We start from the raw sequence: 20,327 nt of genomic DNA on the forward strand, positions 1-20,327 counted from the left end.
GCTCAGCCCGCCGAAAGCTGGGCCAGCGCGTCCACCTGGTGCTCGTGGTTCAGGCGCTGCAGCAGCGGGTCCAGATCGCCCGCCAGCACATTGGGCAGGTCGTACAGGGTCAGCCCTTCCACGCGATGGTCGGTGATCCGGCCCTGCGGGAAGTTGTAGGTGCGGATGCGCTGGCTGCGATCGCCGCTGCCCACCTGCAAGCGGCGTGATTCGGCCTGCGCGGCGTCCTGGCGCTGGCGTTCGGCATCCAGCAGCTGCGCCTTCAGGCGCTTCATCGCCTTGTCCCGGTTGGCGTGCTGGCTGCGCTCGGTCTGGCATTCCACCACCACGCCGGTCGGCACGTGGGTGATGCGGATGGCCGATTCGGTCTTGTTCACGTGCTGGCCGCCGGCACCGGACGAACGGAACGTATCGACCTTCAGGTCGGCCGGGTTGATGACGATCTCATCCACCTCGTCCGCTTCGGGAATGATCGCCACCGTGGCCGCGGAGGTGTGGATGCGGCCCTGCGATTCGGTGGCCGGCACGCGCTGCACGCGGTGCGTGCCCGATTCGAATTTCAGGCGCGAGAACGCACCGCGGCCGACCACGCGGGCCACCACTTCCTTGTAGCCGCCATGCTCGCCGGGGCTGTCCGATTCGATCTCGACCTTCCAGCCCTGGCGCTCGGCATAGCGGGCGTACATGCGGAACAGGTCGCCGGCGAATATCGCCGCTTCGTCGCCGCCGGTACCGGCGCGCACTTCCAGGAACAGGTTGCCGTCGTCGCGCGGGTCGCGCGGCACCAGCAGCAGCGCCAGTTCCTGCTCCAGTTCCTGCAGGCGCGCCTGGGCAGCGGCGATCTCTTCATCAGCCAGCTCGCGCAGGTCCGGATCGGCGCGCATGCCTTCGGCGGCCGTCAGGTCGGCCTTGGCGCGGGCTTCTTCGGCCAGCGCGGTGGCGATCGGTTCCAGTTGGGCGAATTCGCGCGAAAGATCGCGGAAACGGGCATTGTCGGCGACCACGTCGGGTTCGGCGAGCAGGCGTTCCAGTTCTTCGCGGCGCTCGGCCAGCGCTTCCAGCTTACGGCGCAGGGTCGGCGTCATCGGGTCTCACGGGGGGATGGTGGTAGCCCGGCGTTGCCGGGAACAGGCGCTGCGCGGCGCGGGTCAGCTCGGCATCGCCGCTGAGTGCGGCCGCGCGCAGGGCCGCAGTGGGCGGGTGCAGCAGGCGGTTGGTCAGGCCATGGGCCAGTAGTTCCAGGACTTCGTCGGCCGACTTGCCGTTGGCCAGCTGCTGGCGCGCACGCTCCAGCAGTTCGGCGCGGGTGGCTTCGCCGAACGCGCGCAGCTGCCGCAGCGGCGCCTGGTGGGCGCTGGCCTGCAGGGTTTCCACATAGCGCGACACCTGCAGGTCGATGATCGCCTCGGCCTCGGCGGCGGCCTCGCGGCGCCCGCGGCGGTTGTCTTCCACCGCACGCTCAAGATCGTCCACCGTGTACAGGAAGGCGTCGTTCAGCGTGGCGACATCGGCTTCGATGTCGCGCGGCACGGCCAGGTCGAACAGCAGCATCGGCTTGTGCCGGCGCGCGCGCAGGGCATTGGCCACGGCGGCGCGGTGGATCACCGGCTCACGCGCGGCGGTGGCCGAGAACACCACGTCGGCCTCGGCCAGATGGCGCTCCAGCTCGGTCAGCGGCAGGGCCACACCGCCGTGGCGGCTGGCCAGTTCCTGGGCATGGGCCAGGGTGCGGTTGGCGATCAGCAGGCGCCGCACCTTGCCTTCGCTCAGGTGGCGGGCGGCCAGTTCGATGGTCTCGCCCGCGCCGACCAGCAGCACAGTGGATTCATCCAGGCGCGCGAACGCGTTCTGCGCCAGGCGTACCGCCGCCGAGGCCACCGACACCGGGTTGGCGCCGACCTGGGTATCGGTACGGGCGCGCTTGGCCACCGAGAAGGTCTGCTGGAACAACCGGTCCAGGCGCTGGCCCAGCAGGCCGTGATCGCGGGCGGTGGACCAGGCGTCCTTCACCTGGCCCAGGATCTGCGGTTCACCCAGCACCATGGAATCCAGACCTGTGGCGACCCGGAACAGATGGCGTACGGCATCGGCGTCGGCATGCTGGTACAGGTAGCCCTGCAGATCGCCGGCCTGCTGCTGCAGCCAGTGGTCCAGCGCCTGCGCCGAATCGGCGACCGCGTACAGTTCAGTGCGGTTGCAGGTGGACAGCAGCACCGCCTCGGCGATCTGCGGGGTATCGCGCAGCGAACCGAGCGCGCGCGGCAGCGCCTCACCGGCGAAGGCTGCGCGTTCGCGCAGTTCCACCGGTGCGGTCTGGTGATTCAGTCCGAGCACCCACAGGGTCATTGTTCAGTTGCTTGCGATAAGCTGCTGGCCATTGGACGACATTTTAAGGCCCCGATGCCGACGATGCCCGCATTGATTCGCATCCCCAGTGTTCTGCTGCTGTCCCTGGCCTGTGCCCAGGCGGTGTCGGCAGCGCCGGCCAAGGCCCCCGCGCGGGCCCCAGCCGCCGAAGCACTGGCCCTGGAACCGGTGATCGCCGGCGAATTCGCCCTGCAGGCCGGCAAGCTGGCCGAGGCCGCGCGCTGGTACCTGCAGGCGGCCCAGCAGACCGACGGCGACGCTGGCCTGGCCGAGCGTGCCACCCGTATTGCCATGCTGGCCAACGAGGATGCCAATGCCGCAAAGGCGCTGGCCCTGTGGCAGCAGCGTGCCCCGGCCTCCCTGCCGATGCGCAGCGCCGCGGCCGCCCTGGCCATGCGCCAGGGCAATGTGAAGACGGCCCGCAGCGAACTGCAATCACTGCTGCAGGACCGCGACGAGCAGGGCTGGAAATTCGCCCTGGCCGCCCTGATCGGTGGCGGGCGCGATCCGGCAGTGCCGGCGCAGGTGCTGGGCGAGCTGGTCGATGCCAATGCCATTCCCGCCAGGATCGAGGCCTGGCAGGAGTTCGGGCGGCTGGCCCTGCGCATGGAAAAGCCGGAGCTGGCGCAGCGCATGATCGACGAAGTGGTGCGCCGCTTCCCGCAGGAACCGCGGGTGGCGCTGCTGCGCGCCAGCCAGTTGCAGCAGGCCGGGCAGACCGGGCAGGCGCTGACCCTGCTGCAGGGCGTGGAGCCGCAGACCCGCCAGGACCCCGAACTGCGCAACGCGGTGGCCATTGCCTATGACAGCCTGGGTCAGCCGGCCGCGGCTGAACGCGTGCTGGCATTCGGCCCGCAGGACGTGCAGACCTGGGGCATGCGCGCATCATTGCTGGCCAAGCAGGGCGACAAGGCCGCGCTGGGCAATCTGTACAACGAACTGTCGCGCCAGGCGGCCAAGCCCGATCCGGCGCAGCGCCTGCTGCTGGGCAAGATCGCCGAGTACCTGCAGCGCTATGCCGAGGCGGTGAACTGGTACCACAGCGTGCCCGGCGGTGAAGAACTGAGCGAGGCGCGCCTGCGTGCGGCCAACGCGCAGGGCCTGGCCGGTCGCCAGGACCTGGCCCTGCAGGAAGTGCATGCCATCCAGTCCGACGCGACGGTGGACGATGACGTGCGCCGCGATGCCTATCTGCTGGAAGCCGAACTGCGCCAGCGCGCCGACGATCTGCCCGGTGAGCTGGATGCCCTGGCGCGTGGCCTGGCCGCCTATCCGGATGAAAACGCGCTGCTGTATGCGCGCGCCCTGGCCTGGGAACGCCGCGACGATATCGCCCGTGCCGAGGCCGACCTGCGCAAGATCCTGGTGACCGAGCCGGAAAACGTGCCGGCGCTGAATGCACTGGGCTACACCCTGGCCGACCGTACCGGGCGTTACCAGGAGGCCTTGGAGCTGATCGACCGTGCGCGCGTGGCCGAACCGGACAACGCCGCCATCGTCGACAGCTACGGCTGGGTGCTCTACCGCCTGGGGCGCAACGAAGAGGCCCTGGTGCAGCTGCGCCGCGCCTGGACCCTGGCCAAGGACCCGGAAATAGCCGCTCACGTGGGCGAAGTGCTGTGGGTGCTGGGCAAGCATGACGAGGCCCGCCACTTCTTCGACGAAGCGGCCAAGCTGGACCCCGAGAACCGCGCGCTGCTGCGCGCCCGCGAGAAATTCAATCCATGAGTGTTTCCTCGATCCGCCCGCTGCTGCTGGCGGCGGTGACCCTGGCGGTCAGTGCCTGCACCAGCGTCGGCACCCAGAAGACCCCCGCGCCGGAAGTCGTCTACACCGTTTCGCCGGCCGCCGAGCGCGCCGAAGAGGCGCGCGTGCAGGCGCTGCGTGCGCAGCCGGATTACGCCTTCCAGGGCCGGGTCGCGGTCAGCAAGGGCAAGAACGGCGGCAGTGGCCGCATCGACTGGGTGCAGCAGGGCAGCGAGTACCGCGTGCAGCTGAGCGCGCCGGTCACCCGCCAGAGCTGGACCCTGCAGGGCGACGCCGTGCAGGGTGGGGCGCGGCTGGAAGGGCTGGGCGACGGCCCGCGCACGGGCGACGACGCGCGCCTGTTGCTGCTCGATGCCACCGGCTGGGACATCCCGGTCAATGAACTGTCCGACTGGACCCGCGGCCTGGTGCTGCGCGGCAGCGGCGAAAGTGCCGTGGAGCGTGATGCCGAGGGCCGCCCGCGGCGCATGCAGCAGGCCGGCTGGCTGATCCAGTACCTGGACTGGTACCCGGCGCAGGACGGACGCCCGGCCCTGCCGCGGCGCATCGAGGCCAGCCGCGAGGACGCCAAGGTGCGCCTGCTGGTGGACCAGTGGGGCGCCGACGCCCCATGACTGCGCAGATTGACGCCGACGGCTGGTCCTGGTGGCCGGCCCCGGCCAAGCTGAACCTGTTCCTGCATATCACCGGGCGCCGCGCCGACGGCTACCACGAACTGCAGACCGTGTTCCGGCTGCTGGACTGGGGCGACCGCATCGGCCTGCGCCTGCGTGAAGACGGTCAGGTACGCCGCGAAGGTGACGGCCTGGCCGGCGTGGCGGAAGACCAGGATCTGGCCGTGCGCGCCGCGCGGTTGCTGAAAAGTGCGGCAAATGTCGCCCAAGGCGCCGACATCATCGTCGAAAAGTGGGTTCCTGCGGGCGGCGGCTTCGGCGGTGGCTCGTCCGACGCGGCCACCGTGCTGGTGGTGCTGAACCGGCTCTGGCAGGCCGGCCTGGACGAAGATGCGCTGGCCGCGCTGGGCCTGCAGCTGGGGGCCGACGTGCCGGTGTTCGTACGCGGCCGCAATGCCTGGGCCGAAGGGGTGGGCGAGCGCCTGCAGCCGATCGCGCTGCCCGCGGCCTGGTATGTGATCGCCGAACCGGGCGTTCATGTTCCGACCCCGGCCCTGTTTGCTGACCCGGATTTGACGCGCGACAGCCCAGTTGCGAAAATAGAGGACTTCGCTTCCGGCGCTCTGGTCGGAAACGTGTTCGAGCCGGTGCTGCGCCGTCGCGAGCCTGCCGTCGAGGAGGTGCTTGCCGCGTTGAGCCGCATAGGCCGGGCACGTTTGACCGGGTCTGGAAGTGGTTGTTTCGTCGAGTTCGATTCGCAGGCTGCCGCAGAGCAGGGACGAGCGAAATTGCCGAAGGAGTTGCGGGCAAGGGTGGCAGCGGGCGTCATGCGTTCGCCACTGCTGGAAGCACTCGAGCAACACTGATTCATCACTGCAGGGGCGTCGCCAAGAGGCCCAAGGCACCAGGTTTTGATCCTGGCATTCGTAGGTTCGAATCCTACCGCCCCTGCCAATTGCGGCTGTGTCCGCGCCTTCCAGCGCATCGACCGCGCGGGACGTGGAAACAGCCGCGGTGTTGTCAGCAGCAAGGGCCCAACGGTCCTTGCCGCTACCGGATCCCCGCCACTCGTCCCCGCCCGAGACAATCATGATGCAAGAGTCCCCGAACCTGCTGGTATTTTCCGGCAACGCCAACAAACGTCTGGCGCAGAACATCTGCAAGGAACTGGGGGTTCGCCCGGGCAAGGCACTGGTCTCGCACTTCTCCGATGGTGAAGTGCAGGTGGAAATCGAAGAGAACGTGCGCAAGCAGGACGTCTTCGTGATCCAGCCGACCAGCGCGCCGAGCGCGGAAAACCTGATGGAACTGCTGGTGCTGATCGACGCGCTCAAGCGCGCATCGGTGAACAGCGTGACCGCCGTGGTGCCGTACTTCGGTTACTCGCGCCAGGATCGCCGCATGCGCTCCTCGCGCGTGCCGATCACCGCCAAGCTGGCGGCGAAGATGTTCAGCACCGCTGGCGCTGATCGCGTGCTGACCGTCGACCTGCACGCCGACCAGATCCAGGGCTTCTTCGATATCCCGGTGGACAACGTGTATGCGTCCCCGCTGCTGCTGGCCGACATCTGGCGCGCCTACGGCACCGAGAACCTGATCGTCGTTTCGCCGGACGTGGGTGGCGTGGTCCGCGCCCGCGCCGTGGCCAAGCGCCTGGATGATGCCGACCTGGCCATCATCGACAAGCGCCGCCCGCGCGCCAACGTCTCCACCGTGATGAACATCATCGGTGACGTCGAAGGCAAGACCTGCGTAATGGTCGATGACATCGTCGATACCGCCGGCACCCTGTGCGCTGCTGCCGCTGCCCTGAAGGCGCGCGGTGCGCTGAAGGTCGCCGCGTACTGCACCCACGCGGTGCTGTCGGGCCCGGCAGTGGACAACATCACCAACTCGCAGCTGGACGAACTGGTGGTGACCGACACCATCCCGCTGAAGGACGCCGCTCGCGTGTGCAGCAAGATCCGCCAGCTCAGCGTGGCGGAAATGCTGGCCGAAACGATGCGCCGCATCGCCTTCGGCGAGTCGGTCAGCTCGCTGTACGTCGATTGAGAATCCGCCCCTGCCGGCAACGGCGGGGGCATGCCCCGGATGCTTCTGGTCGCGGAAGCATCTTCAAACCGCCTCGCCGCACGGCAAGGCAACAACCTGAGTAGTCGAAAATGTCGAAGACCCATGAAATCAAGGTCACCAAGCGTGAACTGCAGCGTAAGGGTGCGAGCCGCCGCCTGCGTCACGCTGGTGTGATCCCGGCCATCGTGTACGGCGGCAACGCCGAGCCGGTCGCCATCAGCCTGGACCACAACGAAATCTGGCTGGCCCAGCAGAACGAGTGGTTCTACGCCTCCATCCTGGACCTGAACCTGGACGGCCAGGTGCAGAAGGTGCTGCTGCGTGACATGCAGCGCCACCCGTACAAGCAGCTGATCATGCACCTGGACTTCCAGCGCGTGAACGAGAACGAAGCCCTGACCGCTTCGGTGCCGCTGCACTTCATCAACGAAGAGACCTCGCCGGCTGGCAAGGCTGCCGACGTCGTGGTCACCCACGAACTGAAGGAAGTGACCATCACCTGCCTGCCGAAGGACCTGCCGGAGTCGATCGAAGTCGACCTGGGCGAGCTGAAGGCCGGTGACGTGGTGTACCTGTCCAACATCAAGCTGCCGAAGGGCGTGGAAATCCCGGCCCTGGCGCTGGGCAAGGACCACGACGACGCCATCGTCACCGCCAAGGCCGGCAAGGCCGACGCGGCCGACGAAGAAGCGGCTGCCGAGTAATACCCAAGCGGTGCCTGCCTTCGGGCAGGCACCGTGCTGGAAGGAACCATGGCAGGATTGCGACTGATCGTCGGTCTGGGCAACCCCGGATCGGAACACGCCCGGACCCGGCACAATGCCGGGTTTCATTTCGTTGAGGCCCTGGCTGAAAAAGCCGGTGCGCGCTGGAACGTGGACAGCAAGCTGTTCGGCGAGACCGCCAAGGTCGAAATCGCCGGGCAGACGGTCTGGCTGCTGAAGCCGGCCACCTTCATGAACCTCAGCGGCAAGTCGGTGACCGCCGCACAGCGGTTCTGGAAGATCGAACCGGAAGAAACCCTGCTGGCCCACGACGAGCTGGACCTGCCGCCGGGTGCGGTGCGGCTGAAGTTCGACGGCGGCCACGGTGGCCAGAACGGCCTGCGCGACACCATGCGCCTGCTCGGCCACGGCAGGTTCCATCGCCTGCGCGTGGGCATCGGCCACCCCGGCCACAAGGATCGCGTCGTGGGCTGGGTGCTGGGTCGCCCGAGCAAGGACGACGACGTCCTGATTGCCCGTGCCATCGACGACGCCATCGACGTGCTGCCGCTGGCCGTACAAGGCGATTTCAACGAAGCGATGAAGCGCCTGCACACCCCGAAATAGCGCTTCTGGCAGGTGCCAACCTTGGTTGGCACACAATCAGCCAGACCGGTAGGTGCCAACCTTGGTTGGCACGGAATCAACCAGATCGGTAGGTACCGACCGTTGGTCGGTACGGAAGCAACCAGACCGGTAGGTACCGACCGTTGGTCGGTACGGAGAATGATTGGAAAAGCAGCGCCTACCTCGCTGCTTCCCCAATCACTTTCACCCCAGAGAGCTGTCACCCATGGGTATCAAATGCGGCATCGTCGGCCTGCCCAACGTCGGCAAGTCGACCCTGTTCAACGCGCTGACCAAGGCGGGCATCGCCGCGGCGAACTTCCCGTTCTGCACCATCGAACCGAACGTCGGCATCGTGCCGGTGCCGGACCCGCGCCTGGGCGAACTGGCCGGCATCATCAATCCGCAGAAGGTCATTCCGACCGCCGTGGAATTCGTCGACATCGCCGGCCTGGTCGCCGGTGCCGCCAGCGGTGAAGGCCTGGGCAACAAGTTCCTGGCCCACATCCGCGAAGTCGATGCGATCACCCACGTGGTGCGCTGCTTCGAGAACGCCGACGTCATCCACGTCAACAACAAGGTCGACCCGATCTCGGACATCGAAACCATCGATACCGAACTGGCGCTGGCCGACCTGGACAGCGTCGAGAAGGCCCTGAACCGCGCCGAGCGCGCCGCCAAGGGTGGCGACAAGGAAGCGGCCGCGCGCAAGCCGGTGCTGGCCAAGCTGCAGGCTGCCCTGTCCGACGGCAGGTCCGGCCGTTCGGTCGGCCTGGACGAGGAAGAGAAGGCGCTGGTCCGTGACCTGTTCCTGCTGACCCTCAAGCCGGTGATGTACATAGCCAACGTGCTGGAAGACGGTTTCGAGAACAACCTGCACCTGGACGCCGTGCGCGCCCACGCCGCCGCCGAAGGCGCGCAGGTGGTGCCGGTGTCGGCCGCGATCGAAGAAGAGCTGTCCCAGCTCGACGACGAAGACCGCGACACCTTCCTGACCGACCTGGGCCTGAGCGAGCCGGGCCTGAACCGCGTGATCAACGCGGCCTACAGCCTGCTGGGCCTGCAGACCTACTTCACCGCTGGCGTGAAGGAAGTCCGCGCATGGACCGTGCGCAAGGGCGCCACCGCCCCGCAGGCTGCCGCGGTCATCCACACCGACTTCGAGAAGGGCTTCATCCGCGCGGAAACCATCGCGTATGACGACTTCATCAAGTACAAGGGCGAAGCCGGCGCCAAGGAAGCCGGTCGCCTGCGCCTGGAAGGCAAGGAATACCGCGTGCAGGAAGGCGACGTGCTGCACTTCCGCTTCAACGTCTGATCCTGCCGCAACGGATCGACCCCGAACGCCCCGCCCTGTGCGGGGCGTTCGCGTTTCTGGCGCCGCGGCGATGGCTGGTGAAAAAATCACCACGCACTGAAATGCTTGCCGTGCGTGGCTCTCAGCCACTTGTCCACACCAAACCCCCACCACTTTCCACGCGCGGTGTGGAAAACCATGGGGTGCCCGCCAGGCAGGTGCCAACCTTGGTTGGCACAGCGCGTGGTGGATAAATTTTCACCACGCCCCGGAACGCCTGCGCCGCAACGCTCGCACCCACTTGTCCACACCAAGTTCCCATCGCTCTCCACGTACCGTGTGGAAAACAAACGTGGGCCTGGACAAAAAATCACCACACCTGCAAACGCTTGTACGGCAACGCTCGTACCCACTTGTCCACACCAAGTTCGCATCGCTTTCCACGCGCGGTGTGGAAAACCCTGGCGGCGCGCTCTGGTAGTCGCCCACTTGGGTGGGCGCGCGGCAGGTTCATGCCCACCAAGGTGGGCATCTACCAAAGCCCGGTTCCGAAACGAACAAGGCCCGCCAATGGCGGGCCTTGTTCTCCACAGCCTGCGCTGCAGCCCGCCTTACAGCGCGCTGCCACCAAACTTGTGGGTGTACTGCAGGTTGATCGTGCGCCCCACCGTGTCGAACCAGGAAACATCGTAGTAGGGGTACGCCGTATACGAGGCGTCCTTCGGCGGCATCTTGTTGAACACGTTCACCACCGACAGCGACAGCCGCGCATGGTCGTCGAAGCGGTACTGCACCGACGCGTTGTAGCGGTAGGTCGCCTTGATGTACGGGCTGTCACCGCTGTCCCAGTCGAACACCTGGTCGTAGCTGTCCGAGGTCGGCAGCTTGCCCAGGCGCGAACCGTACACCGTGGCCGACCAGGCGGCCTTTTCCCAGGTCACGCTCAGGCTGGTCTTGGTGCGCGGAATGTCGAAGCCGCTGTTCACCGCGAACTGGTCTTCCACCGGATCGCCCGGGAACTGCTGGAAGTCGTGCTTCTTCACCCAGGTGTGGTTGCCGTTGAAGGAGAACTCGCCGATGCCGGTCTGCACGCGCCAGCGCAGGCCCACGTCCACGCCCTGGGTGCGCTCGCGGGCGATGTTGACCGGGTTCACGTGCACGCCGTACAGGCGGCCGTCGTCGGTGCGGGTCACCCGGGCCAGGGCATCCACGCAGGTGGCCGAGGTGGCGTCCAGCTCGCCCAGGCGGCAGGCCGCCTCGTCGCGCAGGATCGCATCCACGTTCATGTCCTGCACCTGGTTGCGCATGTCGATGTCGAACCAGTCCGCGCTGATGTCGAAGCCGCCGCCGGGCGACCAGACGAAGCCGGCGCTCCACGAGGTGCTGGTTTCCGGGCCCAGGCGACGGTTGCCTTCGCGGCTGCGGATCAGGTTCTCTTCGTAGTCGCTGCAGTCATCGGCGCCGTCGCTCAGGCAGCCGTAGTAGTCGTTGCCGGCGGTCTCGTCGTTGCCGGGGCCGGCGTACACGTAGTGCAGGTCCGGCGCACGGAACGCGGTGCCGTAGGAGCCGCGCACCAGCAGCGTGTCGATCGGTCGCCACTCCAGGCCGCCACTCCAGGTGGCCTTGCCGATCGTGTTGCCCGAATAGCGGTACTGGTCGTAACGGCCGGCCACGCTCAGGTTCACGCTGTCCAGCAGCGGCATGCGCAGCTCGGCGGCGGTGGCCCAGCGGTTGCGCGAGCCTTCGCCGTTGGAATCCTTCCAGCTGTAGTAGTAGTACTGCGTGGCCAGCGGATCGGGGTTCAGTGCGTAGGCCTGCTGGCCCACTTCCACGGTGGCGGCAAAGCCGGCATCGCCGCCGGGCAGACCGAACAGCGCGCCATTGGTCAGGGTAAAGGCGGCCGTTTCCGTGCGCGACTTCGGCGTATAGGTGGTGCGCGCGGCGATCGAATCGTATTCGGCGCGGGTCAGCGGACGGTACAGGCGGTCCGGATCGGCGTTGTAGATCGGGAAGCCGTCGTCATCCTCGCCCAGCTGCGGGCCCAGGAACAGATCGTTGGCCTTGGCCGCCACGATCTGCGGCCAGCTGATCCGCGACTGGTACTGCGAATGGCTCAGCGCGGCTTCGTAATCCCAGTTGCCGGTCAGGTTGCCCTTGAAGCCGGTGGTCACGCTGAAGGTCTTCTGCGTGCTGCGCACCATGGCGTTGCGCAGGCCTCCCATTTCCTCCGGCGAGAACTGGCGCTGCCAGAACTCGATTTCACCGGTGGCGGCATTGTTGAAGTAGCCCGACTCGTCACCATCGGGCGCCATGCGGCCCCACGAAGTGACATCGCGCATCAGCGCCAGGCTGTGGTAGCCCAGCTGCACGTCGGCGAACCATTGCTGGCCGTTGTCGAAGTCGTAGCTGAGCGAGGCGTAGCCATTGGCGCCGCGGCGCTTGCTGAGGATGGTGCCGTAGCCGATCGACGCATCGCTGCCGCAGTAGTAGCCGTAGCGCGGGCGGAAGGCATGGTAGGTGCTGCCGTTGTTCTGCCCGGCCAGGGCATCGCAGGTGGCTGCGCCCGGGTCCAGGTAGTCATCGTTGTACTCGGTGCGCAGGTAAGCGCGGCGGGCGATGCGCGAGCCCTCGGTGGGGCCGTCCTGGGTCGAATCCTGCTGTTCGCGCTCGTACGCCCACAGCGGGGTCTGCGACTGCAGCTCCACGCTGTACACCGCGTTGAAGTTGCCGCGGCTGAAGCCACTGGCCAGGCTCATGTCGAACGAGTCGCCGCCGCCTTCGGTGGTGGTGCCCATGCGCACGTCCACCGTGGTGCCATCGGCCTGCTTCTTCAGGATGAAGTTGACCACGCCGGCGATCGCGTCCGAGCCGTAGATGGCCGAGGCGCTGCCGGTCAGCACTTCAATGCGCTCGATCATGCCCAGCGGAATGTTGGACACGTCGGTGAAGTTGCTGCGGCCCTGGAACGGCATCGGGAAGTCGGCAATGCGGCGGCCGTTGACCAGCACCAGCGTGTGGTTCGGGCCCAGCCCGCGCAGATCGACCTGCTGTGCGCCGGGCGAAAAGTCGGCGCCGCTGGACGACTGCTGGCTCTGCGTCTCGCCGCCGTTCTGGGTCATCGCGCGCAGCACGTCCGGCACGCTGGTGAAGCCGGCCGACTGGATCTGCTCGGCGCTGATCACGGTGATCGGTGCCGGGCCTTCCACCTGCGCACGCGGAATGCGCGAGCCGGTGACCTGCACCGCGTCCAATTGTTGAACCGAAGCGGTCGCCGGGTCCTGGGCTGCGGCCGAAGCAGCCACCCCCATCAACGCCAGCTGGATCGACCACGCCATCGCCTGTCTACGCATGAAGAATTCCCGGAAGTGATGCCGGCCCGCAGAGGAGGGGCCCTGTCCCCCATTCAGTTTTCCCGGATGGGCGCGCGCATTTAACGCCTTTTTTATGTACTTGACTACTGTCTTTCTATCTGGCAAAGAGTGAAAACGGTTGCAAGTCGATTCTGTTCAGGGAGATCAGCATGCGACAGGCCTCTTCCGGTCTCTGGCTTCGCCTGGCCCTGTGCACGGGGATGGCGCTGGCGTGGGCGCTCCCGGCCGCTGCACAGACCCTGCAGGATCCCGGCTTTGCCTATTACGAGACCGGCGACCTCGACGCGCCCCGACCGGGCCCGCGCGCGCCGGCGATGATGCTGATGGGCGGCGGCGAGTGGGTGCCGGAGGCCTTCCAGTGGTGGCTGCGGCAGGCGGGCAACGGCCGTGTGCTGATCCTGCGCGCCTCCGGCGGCGACGACCTGCAGCAACGCCTGCACAACGACATTGGCGGCACCACCGCGGTCCAGACCCTGGTCTTCGACAGTCGCCGCGGTGCCGACGATCCCGCCGTGCTGCGCGTGGTAGCGGCGGCCGACGCGATCTTCATTGCCGGTGGCGACCAGGCCCGCTATATCCGCTTCTGGAAGGGCACGGCGCTCAATCGGGCCCTCAATGCCCACGTCCGCGCCGGCAAGCCGATCGCCGGAACCAGTGCCGGACTGGCGATCCTGGGCGGCTATGCCTATGGCGCGCTGGATGGCGGCAGCATCGATTCGGCCAGTGCGTTGGCCGACCCGCGTGGCGCGGCCGTCACCCTCGACCATGGCTTCCTGCAGATGCCTTACCTGCAGCGCGTGGTCACCGACACCCACTTCGACAAGCGCGACCGCCTCGGCCGCCTGATCGTCTTCGTCGCCCGGGCCGCGCAGGACAGTGGCGATCCGGACATGGTCGGCATCGGCGTGGACGAAGATACCGCCCTGTGCGTGGAGCCCGATGGCCACGCGCGTGTCTACAGCGCGGACGGGCAGGGCAAGGTCTGGGTGGTGCGCCCCGGGCGTGGCGCCGACCACCTGGTCGAAGGCGAGCCGCTGCGCTTCCATGCCGTGCCGGTCATGGTGGTGGCCTCGGGTGGCCGCCTGCGGCTTGATGATTTCCAGGCCGATGTGGACGATCAGCTGCTGGCTGACATCGACGGCGGCCTGATCGAGCTCACCCGCCGCTAGCGTCGGGTGTGGCCCGGCGCTACCGAACCTCATTCCCCTGGAGACGTACCCGATGAAACTGCGCCTGGCGCTGTCTGCTCTGTTGTCCCTGCCCCTGCTCGCGCAGGCGGCCGCGCCCTCGCCGCTGCTGGTCATCCATGGCGGCGCCGGCGTGGAGCGCAAGGACCTGTCGCCTGTCGAGGAAAAGGCGGCGCGCGATGCCTTGAAGGCGGCACTGTTGAAAGGCCACGCCGAGCTGGCCGCGGGCCGCCCCGCGCTGGCCGCAGTGACGGCCGCGATCACCGTGCTGGAGGACGATCCGACCTTCAACGCCGGCAAGGGCGCGGTGTTCACCCATGACGGGCGCAACGAGCTGGATGCGGCGGTGATGGACGGCGCCAGCCAGGCCGCCGGTGCGGTGGCGGGCGTGCAGCGGGTGCGCAACCCGATCCTGCTGGCGCAGACGGTCATGCAGAAGTCCCGCCACGTGATGATGGTGGGGCAGGGGGCCGAGGCGTTTGCCGCCGAGCAGGGCATCACCCTGGTCGACCCCTCCTACTTCCGTACCGACAAGCGCTGGCAGCAGCTGCAGCGGGCACTGAAGGAAGAGGCCAGTGGCCAGGCCCATGCCGATCTGGAAACGGCCAGGCATTTCGGCACGGTCGGTGCGGTGGCGCTGGATGCGCAGGGCCATCTGGCGGCGGGCACGTCCACCGGCGGCATGACCAACAAGCGCTACGGCCGGGTCGGTGATTCGCCGATCATCGGCGCCGGCACCTGGGCCGATGCACAGTGCGCCGTGTCGGGTACCGGTTGGGGCGAGTACTACATCCGTACCGCGGCGGCGCACGAGATCTGCGCGCGCATCCGCTACCAGGCGCAGTCGCCGGAACAGGCGGGCAGGGCGGTGATCAACGAGATGATTCCGAAGATGGGCGGCGACGGTGGCGCGATCGTGCTCGCGGCAGACGGAAAAATGGCCACGCCGTTCAACACCCAGGGCATGTATCGGGGCTGGATTGGCGCCGACGGCGTGCCACATGTCGCTATTTTCGCCAGCGATCCCCTGCCGCTTCCCGGGCAATAACCTTGTGCATCAAGGGGTTTGCAACAACGTGTGAAAAAAGTGGAAAAAAGCGTTGACAGCCCCCCGCCTCATCAGCAGAATAAGCGGCTCACCACCACACACCGCACCGCTTCGGCGGCACGGGATGGGGCGGTAAGGAGGGATACCCAAGCGGCCAACGGGGGCAGACTGTAAATCTGCTGGCTTACGCCTTCGGTGGTTCGAATCCACCTCCCTCCACCAGTTTCACGTTGTGACATTCCCGGCGCGGGAGTAGTTCAATGGTAGAACCTCAGCCTTCCAAGCTGATGGTGCGGGTTCGATTCCCGTCTCCCGCTCCATTGAATGAACTTTGAATATTATCGAGTTCGTGTCATAATGCAAAACTCGGCTCACGTAGCTCAGTCGGTAGAGCACTTCCTTGGTAAGGAAGAGGTCGAAGGTTCGATTCCTTTCGTGAGCACCATCTTAAGCATCACCTCTCAGACGAATTCGAGATAAGCAGCCATGGCCAAGGGTAAGTTCGAGCGCACCAAGCCGCACGTCAATGTCGGCACCATCGGTCACGTCGACCACGGCAAGACCACGCTGACCGCCGCACTGACCAAGATCGGTGCCGAGCGCTTCGGTGGTGAATTCAAGGACTACTCGGCGATCGACGCCGCGCCGGAAGAAAAGGCGCGTGGCATCACGATCTCGACCGCACACGTCGAATACGAATCCACCACCCGTCACTACGCCCACGTCGATTGCCCGGGTCACGCTGACTACGTCAAGAACATGATCACCGGTGCCGCCCAGATGGACGGCGCGATCCTGGTGTGCTCGGCCGCTGACGGCCCGATGCCGCAGACCCGCGAGCACATCCTGCTGTCGCGTCAGGTCGGCGTGCCGTACATCGTCGTGTTCCTGAACAAGGCCGACATGGTTGACGATGCCGAGCTGCTGGAACTGGTCGAAATGGAAGTCCGCGAACTGCTGAGCAAGTACGAGTTCCCGGGCGACGACACCCCGATCATCTCGGGTTCGGCTCGTCTGGCGCTGGAAGGCGACCAGAGCGAAATCGGCGTGCCGGCGATCATCAAGCTGGTCGACGCGCTGGACACCTGGATTCCGGAGCCGGAGCGTGCAGTCGACAAGCCGTTCCTGATGCCGGTGGAAGACGTGTTCTCGATCTCGGGCCGCGGCACCGTGGTGACCGGTCGTATCGAGCGCGGCGTGATCAAGGTCGGCGAAGAAATCGAAATCGTCGGTATCCGTCCGGTGCAGAAGACCACCGTGACCGGCGTCGAAATGTTCCGCAAGCTGCTGGACCAGGGCCAGGCAGGCGACAACGCCGGTCTGCTGCTGCGCGGCACCAAGCGTGACGACGTCGAGCGCGGCCAGGTTCTGGCCAAGCCGGGCACCATCAAGCCGCACACCACCTTCGAAGGCGAAGTGTACGTGCTGTCGAAGGACGAAGGCGGCCGTCACACCCCGTTCTTCAACGGCTACCGCCCGCAGTTCTACTTCCGTACCACCGACATCACCGGTAAGGCCAACCTGCCGGAAGGCGTCGAGATGGTGATGCCGGGCGACAACGTGAAGATGGTTGTCGAGCTGATCAACCCGGTGGCAATGGACGAAGGCCTGCGCTTCGCCATCCGCGAAGGCGGCCGTACCGTCGGCGCCGGCGTGGTCTCGAAGATCATCGCGTAAGCCTGCAGTGCCGGCGGTTGCATAGCGCCGCCGGTTACGCGAATGGCGGGCCGGGAACCTCGGTCCGCCTTCGCCGTCTAAGGGAAGGCAAGTTTCAATCTGTACGCCAGTAGCTCAATTGGCAGAGCAGCGGTCTCCAAAACCGCAGGTTGGGGGTTCGAGTCCCTCCTGGCGTGCCATCTGCCACCCTATCCAGCGGCCCAGCCGTCGCTAAAGCAGATATAGCCCGATGAATAGCAAGATCGAACACTCCAAGGATACTTCCGCCCCCGGTGGGGATATCGTCAAGTACGCCCTGGCCTCGCTGCTGGTGCTGGCTGGTCTGTTCGTCTGGTTCTGGTTCTCCGCTGATTCCGGTCGTGCCACCCAGTTGGGGGCGTGGACGGGTCAGCTGCGTGCGTTGGCGGTGGTGGTCGGTCTGGTTGGCGGTGTCGGCGTGTTCATGCTGACCGGCAAGGGGCGCGACACCCGCGAATTCCTCTCCGAGTCGCGCTTCGAACTGCGCAAGGTGGTCTGGCCGACGCGCCAGGAAGCCGTTCGCATGACCTGGGTCGTGATTGTCGTGGTGGTCATCCTCAGCCTGCTGCTGGGTGGCTTCGACTTCCTGATCCAGAAACTGACTCAGTGGTTCCTGAGCCGCTAAGGAGAAATGCATGAAGCGTTGGTACGTCGTTCACGCCTATTCGGGCTTCGAGAAGTCGGTTGCGCAGGCCCTGCGTGATCGCATCGCCCGTGACGGCATGGAAGAGCGCTTCGGCGACGTCCTGGTCCCGACCGAAGAAGTGGTCGAGATGCGTGCCGGTCAGAAGCGTCGCTCCGAGCGCAAGTTCTTCCCGGGTTACGTGCTGGTCCAGATCGAGACCCACGAAGAAGCCGGTATTCCGCGCATCGACAACGAAAGCTGGCACCTGGTGAAGGAAACCCCGCGCGTGATGGGCTTCATCGGCGGCACTGCCGATCGTCCGCTGCCGATCGCCGATTCCGAAGCCGAGGCCATCCTGAACCGCGTTCAGGAAGGTGTGGAAAAGCCGCGCCCGAAGGTGCTGTTCGAGCCGGGCCAGATGGTCCGCGTCACCGACGGCCCGTTCAACGATTTCAATGGCGTCGTCGAAGAAGTCAACTACGAGAAGAGCCGTCTGCGCGTCTCGGTGCTGATCTTCGGTCGTGCCACCCCGGTCGAGCTCGAGTTCGGCCAGGTCGAAAAGGCCGTCTGACCGCCTGTAGAGTCGAGCCATGCTCGACTCCCGGCTTCGGAGGGTGGTGCAGTCGAGCATGGCTCGACTCTACAAGAGGAACCGGGCATTGCCCGGTTTCCTTCGTTTACGTGCCGCTTCAGGCACGTGAAGAAAAAACCTGCTATAGTGCGCGGCTCCCGCTGGGATGCCAGCGGAGCCAGGCCGCCGCAAGGTGGCCTTCGGCATGATTTCAAAACGCGATGCCGGGACGCGTGATTCCCGGTCCGATGGGGAGCCTGTTGTCGAAAGGCGCTAGCACCCGGAGAGCACTCAAATGGCAAAGAAAGTTGTCGGTTACATCAAGCTGCAGGTGAAGGCCGGTCAGGCCAACCCCTCGCCGCCGGTCGGTCCTGCACTGGGTCAGCGCGGCCTGAACATCATGGAATTCTGCAAGGCGTTCAACGCTGCCACGCAGAAGCTCGAGCCGGGTCTGCCGGTTCCGGTGATCATCACGGCCTACTCGGACCGTACGTTCACCTTCATCACCAAGAGCACCCCGGCCACCACCCTGCTGAAGAAGGCCGCTGGCATCTCGTCGGGCTCCAAGCGCCCGAACACCGAGAAGGTCGGCAAGGTCACCCGTAAGCAGCTGGAAGAGATCGCCAAGGCGAAGGAACCGGATCTGACTGCCGCCGACCTGGACGCCGCCGTGCGTACCATCGCTGGCTCTGCCCGTTCCATGGGCCTCGTGGTGGAGGGTTAATAAGATGGCACAGACCAAGCGTGAGAAGGCCATCAAGGCCGCCGTTGTCCCGGGCAAGTCGTACGCCTTCGAGGACGCGATCAACATCCTGAAGAGCGCCACCAAGGCCAAGTTTGTCGAGTCGATCGACGTTGCCGTGCGCCTGGGCGTCGATGCGAAGAAGTCCGACCAGCAGGTCCGTGGCTCCACCGTGCTGCCGGCTGGTACCGGCAAGTCGGTCCGCGTTGCCGTGTTCGCTCCGGCCGGTGCCAAGGCTGACGAAGCCCTGGCCGCTGGCGCCGAAGCCGTCGGTATGGATGACCTGGCCGAGAAGATGCAGGCCGGCGATCTGAACTACGACGTCGTCATCGCCACCCCGGACGCCATGCGCGTCGTCGGTAAGCTGGGCACCGTGCTGGGCCCGCGCGGCCTGATGCCGAACCCGAAGGTCGGCACCGTTTCCCCGAACCCGGGTGAAGCCGTGAAGAACGCCAAGTCGGGCCAGGTCCGTTACCGCACCGACAAGGCCGGTATCATCCACTGCACCATCGGCAAGGCCGACTTCGCCGAAGACGCGCTGAAGTCGAACCTGACCGCGCTGCTGCTGGACCTGATCAAGGCCAAGCCGGCCACCTCGAAGGGCACCTACCTGCAGAAGGTTTCGGTCAGCTCGACGATGGGCCCGGGCGTCACCGTCGACCAGTCGTCGCTGACCCTGAAGTAATTGTTTCAAGCGGTCACGGTACCTTCGGGCACCGTGACCGTGACATTTGAAGGCATCGCCGGCCGTACACCGCCGGCGGTAGCCGTCAAAGACCGCAGGCGCGGTCGTGGCAATACCGGCGACGGGCACGGAAGCTCGATATGGCAGGGAGTCGCCGCCGGCGCAGCAATGACCGCTTAATCGATTCCCCGGAATCAACCTGCGTAGATGGTGCCCTTCTGGAGTTTTTCTGGTTCACGCACGTCTGGGATCTTCCCCGATTGCACTCCAGGTCTGGAACGGCCCACCCCCGGAACATCATTCCGATGTTCCCGGCGTCCAGGACGGATGCCGCACAGGACCGCACACGGCAGGAGCCGTAAGCGGAGTTCAATTGGAGGAGTGCAATGGCTCTCAATCTGTCCCAGAAGCAAGAAGTAGTCGCCGAGCTGGCAGACGTCGCCGCCAAGGCCCACTCCTTGATCGCAGCTGAATACGCTGGCACCACGGTCGCTCAGATGACCGCGATGCGTAAGCAGGCTCGTGAAACCGGTGTTTTCTTGAAGGTTGTCAAGAACACCCTGGCGTCGCGCGCTGTTGAAGGCACCGAGTTCGCAGTCGCACAGGACCAGATGGTTGGTCCGCTGCTGTACGCGTTCTCGCTCGAGGAGCCCGGCGCAGCCGGTCGCCTGATCAAGGAAGCCGCCAAGGGCAACGACAAGCTGAAGGCTAAGGTCGTCGCCATCGGTGGTGAAGTGTTCCCGGCAAGCCACGTCGACGTGCTGGCATCGCTGCCGACCCGCGACCAGGCCCTGGCCATGCTGGCCCGCGTCCTGACCGAGCCGGTCACGATGTTTGCCCGCGCCATCAAGGCAATCGGCGACAAGCAGGGTGGTGGCGACGTCGCCGCCGACGCTGCTGAACCGGCCGCCGAGACCGCCTGAGTTTCGACTAATCGTGGTTCCTGACGGAACC

At 66.1% G+C, this 20,327-nt stretch carries 18 protein-coding genes and 5 tRNA genes; 20 read left to right on the top strand and 3 right to left on the bottom strand.

Features of this window, described 5'->3' with window-relative positions; translation table 11 throughout:
- Nucleotides 1–2: 2 nt before the first annotated feature.
- Nucleotides 3–1,085 (bottom strand): peptide chain release factor 1, encoded by a 1,083-nt coding sequence (gene prfA / locus C1932_RS03955; protein WP_108761307.1) that lies wholly within the window; start codon nucleotides 1,083–1,085, stop codon nucleotides 3–5.
- Entirely contained in the window at nucleotides 1,063–2,346 is a 1,284-nt protein-coding gene (hemA, locus tag C1932_RS03960) for a glutamyl-tRNA reductase (protein ID WP_108748631.1), read from the bottom strand. The genes prfA and hemA overlap by 23 nt, the downstream gene beginning before the upstream one ends.
- Nucleotides 2,347–2,409: 63 nt before the next feature.
- Between hemA and C1932_RS03965 the strand changes: the two genes are divergently transcribed.
- From C1932_RS03965 to ychF, 8 genes are all read left to right on the top strand, one after another.
- On the top strand, nucleotides 2,410–4,095 hold the full coding sequence (locus C1932_RS03965) for a tetratricopeptide repeat protein (RefSeq protein ID WP_199912005.1): 1,686 nt from the start codon (nucleotides 2,410–2,412) through the stop codon (nucleotides 4,093–4,095).
- A complete protein-coding gene (lolB, locus tag C1932_RS03970) occupies nucleotides 4,092–4,748 on the top strand; it encodes a lipoprotein insertase outer membrane protein LolB (RefSeq protein WP_108761309.1) in 657 nt (218 codons plus the stop codon). Before C1932_RS03965 ends, lolB begins: the two co-directional genes overlap by 4 nt.
- The gene (ispE, locus tag C1932_RS03975; protein ID WP_108761310.1) at nucleotides 4,745–5,614 is read left to right on the top strand and encodes a 4-(cytidine 5'-diphospho)-2-C-methyl-D-erythritol kinase; all 870 of its coding nucleotides are present in this window, start codon (nucleotides 4,745–4,747) and stop codon (nucleotides 5,612–5,614) included. Before lolB ends, ispE begins: the two co-directional genes overlap by 4 nt.
- An 11-nt stretch (nucleotides 5,615–5,625) precedes the next feature.
- Nucleotides 5,626–5,702, top strand: a tRNA-Gln gene (locus C1932_RS03980).
- A gap of 138 nt (nucleotides 5,703–5,840) precedes the next feature.
- Nucleotides 5,841–6,800, top strand: a complete 960-nt coding sequence (locus C1932_RS03985; RefSeq protein ID WP_108751479.1) for a ribose-phosphate diphosphokinase — start codon at nucleotides 5,841–5,843, stop codon at nucleotides 6,798–6,800.
- 110 nt (nucleotides 6,801–6,910) lie between these two features.
- Nucleotides 6,911–7,525, top strand: a complete 615-nt coding sequence (locus C1932_RS03990; RefSeq protein WP_108761311.1) for a 50S ribosomal protein L25/general stress protein Ctc — start codon at nucleotides 6,911–6,913, stop codon at nucleotides 7,523–7,525.
- A gap of 48 nt (nucleotides 7,526–7,573) precedes the next feature.
- Nucleotides 7,574–8,152, top strand: a complete 579-nt coding sequence (gene pth / locus C1932_RS03995) for an aminoacyl-tRNA hydrolase (protein WP_100439553.1) — start codon at nucleotides 7,574–7,576, stop codon at nucleotides 8,150–8,152.
- Between the two features lie 226 nt (nucleotides 8,153–8,378).
- Nucleotides 8,379–9,470 (top strand): redox-regulated ATPase YchF, encoded by a 1,092-nt coding sequence (gene ychF / locus C1932_RS04000; RefSeq protein ID WP_108761312.1) that lies wholly within the window; start codon nucleotides 8,379–8,381, stop codon nucleotides 9,468–9,470.
- 590 nt (nucleotides 9,471–10,060) lie between these two features.
- Here ychF and C1932_RS04005 read toward each other — a convergent pair.
- Entirely contained in the window at nucleotides 10,061–12,799 is a 2,739-nt protein-coding gene (locus C1932_RS04005) for a TonB-dependent receptor (RefSeq protein ID WP_108761313.1), read from the bottom strand.
- 221 nt (nucleotides 12,800–13,020) lie between these two features.
- Between C1932_RS04005 and C1932_RS04010 the strand changes: the two genes are divergently transcribed.
- The 12 genes from C1932_RS04010 (at nucleotide 13,021) to rplJ (ending at nucleotide 20,296) form a co-directional block, all read left to right on the top strand.
- Nucleotides 13,021–13,989 (top strand): cyanophycinase, encoded by a 969-nt coding sequence (locus C1932_RS04010; protein ID WP_234412365.1) that lies wholly within the window; start codon nucleotides 13,021–13,023, stop codon nucleotides 13,987–13,989.
- A 52-nt stretch (nucleotides 13,990–14,041) separates the two neighbouring features.
- Nucleotides 14,042–15,055, top strand: a complete 1,014-nt coding sequence (locus C1932_RS04015; protein ID WP_108761315.1) for an isoaspartyl peptidase/L-asparaginase — start codon at nucleotides 14,042–14,044, stop codon at nucleotides 15,053–15,055.
- Nucleotides 15,056–15,191: 136 nt separating this feature from the next.
- A tRNA-Tyr gene (locus C1932_RS04020) sits at nucleotides 15,192–15,277 on the top strand.
- Between the two features lie 24 nt (nucleotides 15,278–15,301).
- Nucleotides 15,302–15,375 (top strand) — tRNA-Gly (locus C1932_RS04025).
- Between the two features lie 49 nt (nucleotides 15,376–15,424).
- A tRNA-Thr gene (locus C1932_RS04030) sits at nucleotides 15,425–15,500 on the top strand.
- 41 nt (nucleotides 15,501–15,541) lie between these two features.
- A complete protein-coding gene (gene tuf, locus C1932_RS04035; RefSeq protein ID WP_108752273.1) occupies nucleotides 15,542–16,732 on the top strand; it encodes an elongation factor Tu in 1,191 nt (396 codons plus the stop codon).
- A gap of 103 nt (nucleotides 16,733–16,835) precedes the next feature.
- Nucleotides 16,836–16,911: transfer RNA gene (locus C1932_RS04040), tRNA-Trp, on the top strand.
- Between the two features lie 50 nt (nucleotides 16,912–16,961).
- Nucleotides 16,962–17,375 carry a preprotein translocase subunit SecE gene (secE, locus tag C1932_RS04045; RefSeq protein WP_108761316.1) on the top strand — a complete coding sequence of 138 codons (414 nt, stop codon included), beginning with the start codon at nucleotides 16,962–16,964 and terminating at the stop codon, nucleotides 17,373–17,375.
- A gap of 10 nt (nucleotides 17,376–17,385) precedes the next feature.
- The gene (gene nusG / locus C1932_RS04050) at nucleotides 17,386–17,946 is read left to right on the top strand and encodes a transcription termination/antitermination protein NusG (RefSeq protein ID WP_108748649.1); all 561 of its coding nucleotides are present in this window, start codon (nucleotides 17,386–17,388) and stop codon (nucleotides 17,944–17,946) included.
- A 295-nt stretch (nucleotides 17,947–18,241) separates the two neighbouring features.
- Complete coding sequence (gene rplK, locus C1932_RS04055; protein ID WP_004145248.1) at nucleotides 18,242–18,670, top strand: 50S ribosomal protein L11; 429 nt, start codon at nucleotides 18,242–18,244, stop codon at nucleotides 18,668–18,670.
- Between the two features lie 4 nt (nucleotides 18,671–18,674).
- Complete coding sequence (gene rplA / locus C1932_RS04060) at nucleotides 18,675–19,373, top strand: 50S ribosomal protein L1 (RefSeq protein WP_108748650.1); 699 nt, start codon at nucleotides 18,675–18,677, stop codon at nucleotides 19,371–19,373.
- 386 nt (nucleotides 19,374–19,759) lie between these two features.
- Nucleotides 19,760–20,296 carry a 50S ribosomal protein L10 gene (gene rplJ / locus C1932_RS04070; RefSeq protein ID WP_108748651.1) on the top strand — a complete coding sequence of 179 codons (537 nt, stop codon included), beginning with the start codon at nucleotides 19,760–19,762 and terminating at the stop codon, nucleotides 20,294–20,296.
- Nucleotides 20,297–20,327 lie beyond the last annotated feature (31 nt).

This window comes from Stenotrophomonas sp. YAU14D1_LEIMI4_1, assembly GCF_003086815.1.
Taxonomy (GTDB): domain Bacteria; phylum Pseudomonadota; class Gammaproteobacteria; order Xanthomonadales; family Xanthomonadaceae; genus Stenotrophomonas.

Excerpts from the sequence above, each read along its gene's own strand:
- prfA (WP_108761307.1), bottom strand. The coding sequence starts at position 1,085 with ATGACGCCGACCCTGCGCCGTAAGCTGGAAGCGCTGGCCGAGCGCCGC.
- hemA (WP_108748631.1), bottom strand. The coding sequence starts at position 2,346 with ATGACCCTGTGGGTGCTCGGACTGAATCACCAGACCGCACCGGTGGAA.
- C1932_RS03965 (WP_199912005.1), top strand. The coding sequence starts at position 2,410 with ATGCCCGCATTGATTCGCATCCCCAGTGTTCTGCTGCTGTCCCTGGCC.
- lolB (WP_108761309.1), top strand. The coding sequence starts at position 4,092 with ATGAGTGTTTCCTCGATCCGCCCGCTGCTGCTGGCGGCGGTGACCCTG.
- ispE (WP_108761310.1), top strand. The coding sequence starts at position 4,745 with ATGACTGCGCAGATTGACGCCGACGGCTGGTCCTGGTGGCCGGCCCCG.
- C1932_RS03985 (WP_108751479.1), top strand. The coding sequence starts at position 5,841 with ATGCAAGAGTCCCCGAACCTGCTGGTATTTTCCGGCAACGCCAACAAA.
- C1932_RS03990 (WP_108761311.1), top strand. The coding sequence starts at position 6,911 with ATGTCGAAGACCCATGAAATCAAGGTCACCAAGCGTGAACTGCAGCGT.
- pth (WP_100439553.1), top strand. The coding sequence starts at position 7,574 with ATGGCAGGATTGCGACTGATCGTCGGTCTGGGCAACCCCGGATCGGAA.
- ychF (WP_108761312.1), top strand. The coding sequence starts at position 8,379 with ATGGGTATCAAATGCGGCATCGTCGGCCTGCCCAACGTCGGCAAGTCG.
- C1932_RS04005 (WP_108761313.1), bottom strand. The coding sequence starts at position 12,799 with ATGCGTAGACAGGCGATGGCGTGGTCGATCCAGCTGGCGTTGATGGGG.
- C1932_RS04010 (WP_234412365.1), top strand. The coding sequence starts at position 13,021 with ATGGCGCTGGCGTGGGCGCTCCCGGCCGCTGCACAGACCCTGCAGGAT.
- C1932_RS04015 (WP_108761315.1), top strand. The coding sequence starts at position 14,042 with ATGAAACTGCGCCTGGCGCTGTCTGCTCTGTTGTCCCTGCCCCTGCTC.
- tuf (WP_108752273.1), top strand. The coding sequence starts at position 15,542 with ATGGCCAAGGGTAAGTTCGAGCGCACCAAGCCGCACGTCAATGTCGGC.
- secE (WP_108761316.1), top strand. The coding sequence starts at position 16,962 with ATGAATAGCAAGATCGAACACTCCAAGGATACTTCCGCCCCCGGTGGG.
- nusG (WP_108748649.1), top strand. The coding sequence starts at position 17,386 with ATGAAGCGTTGGTACGTCGTTCACGCCTATTCGGGCTTCGAGAAGTCG.
- rplK (WP_004145248.1), top strand. The coding sequence starts at position 18,242 with ATGGCAAAGAAAGTTGTCGGTTACATCAAGCTGCAGGTGAAGGCCGGT.
- rplA (WP_108748650.1), top strand. The coding sequence starts at position 18,675 with ATGGCACAGACCAAGCGTGAGAAGGCCATCAAGGCCGCCGTTGTCCCG.
- rplJ (WP_108748651.1), top strand. The coding sequence starts at position 19,760 with ATGGCTCTCAATCTGTCCCAGAAGCAAGAAGTAGTCGCCGAGCTGGCA.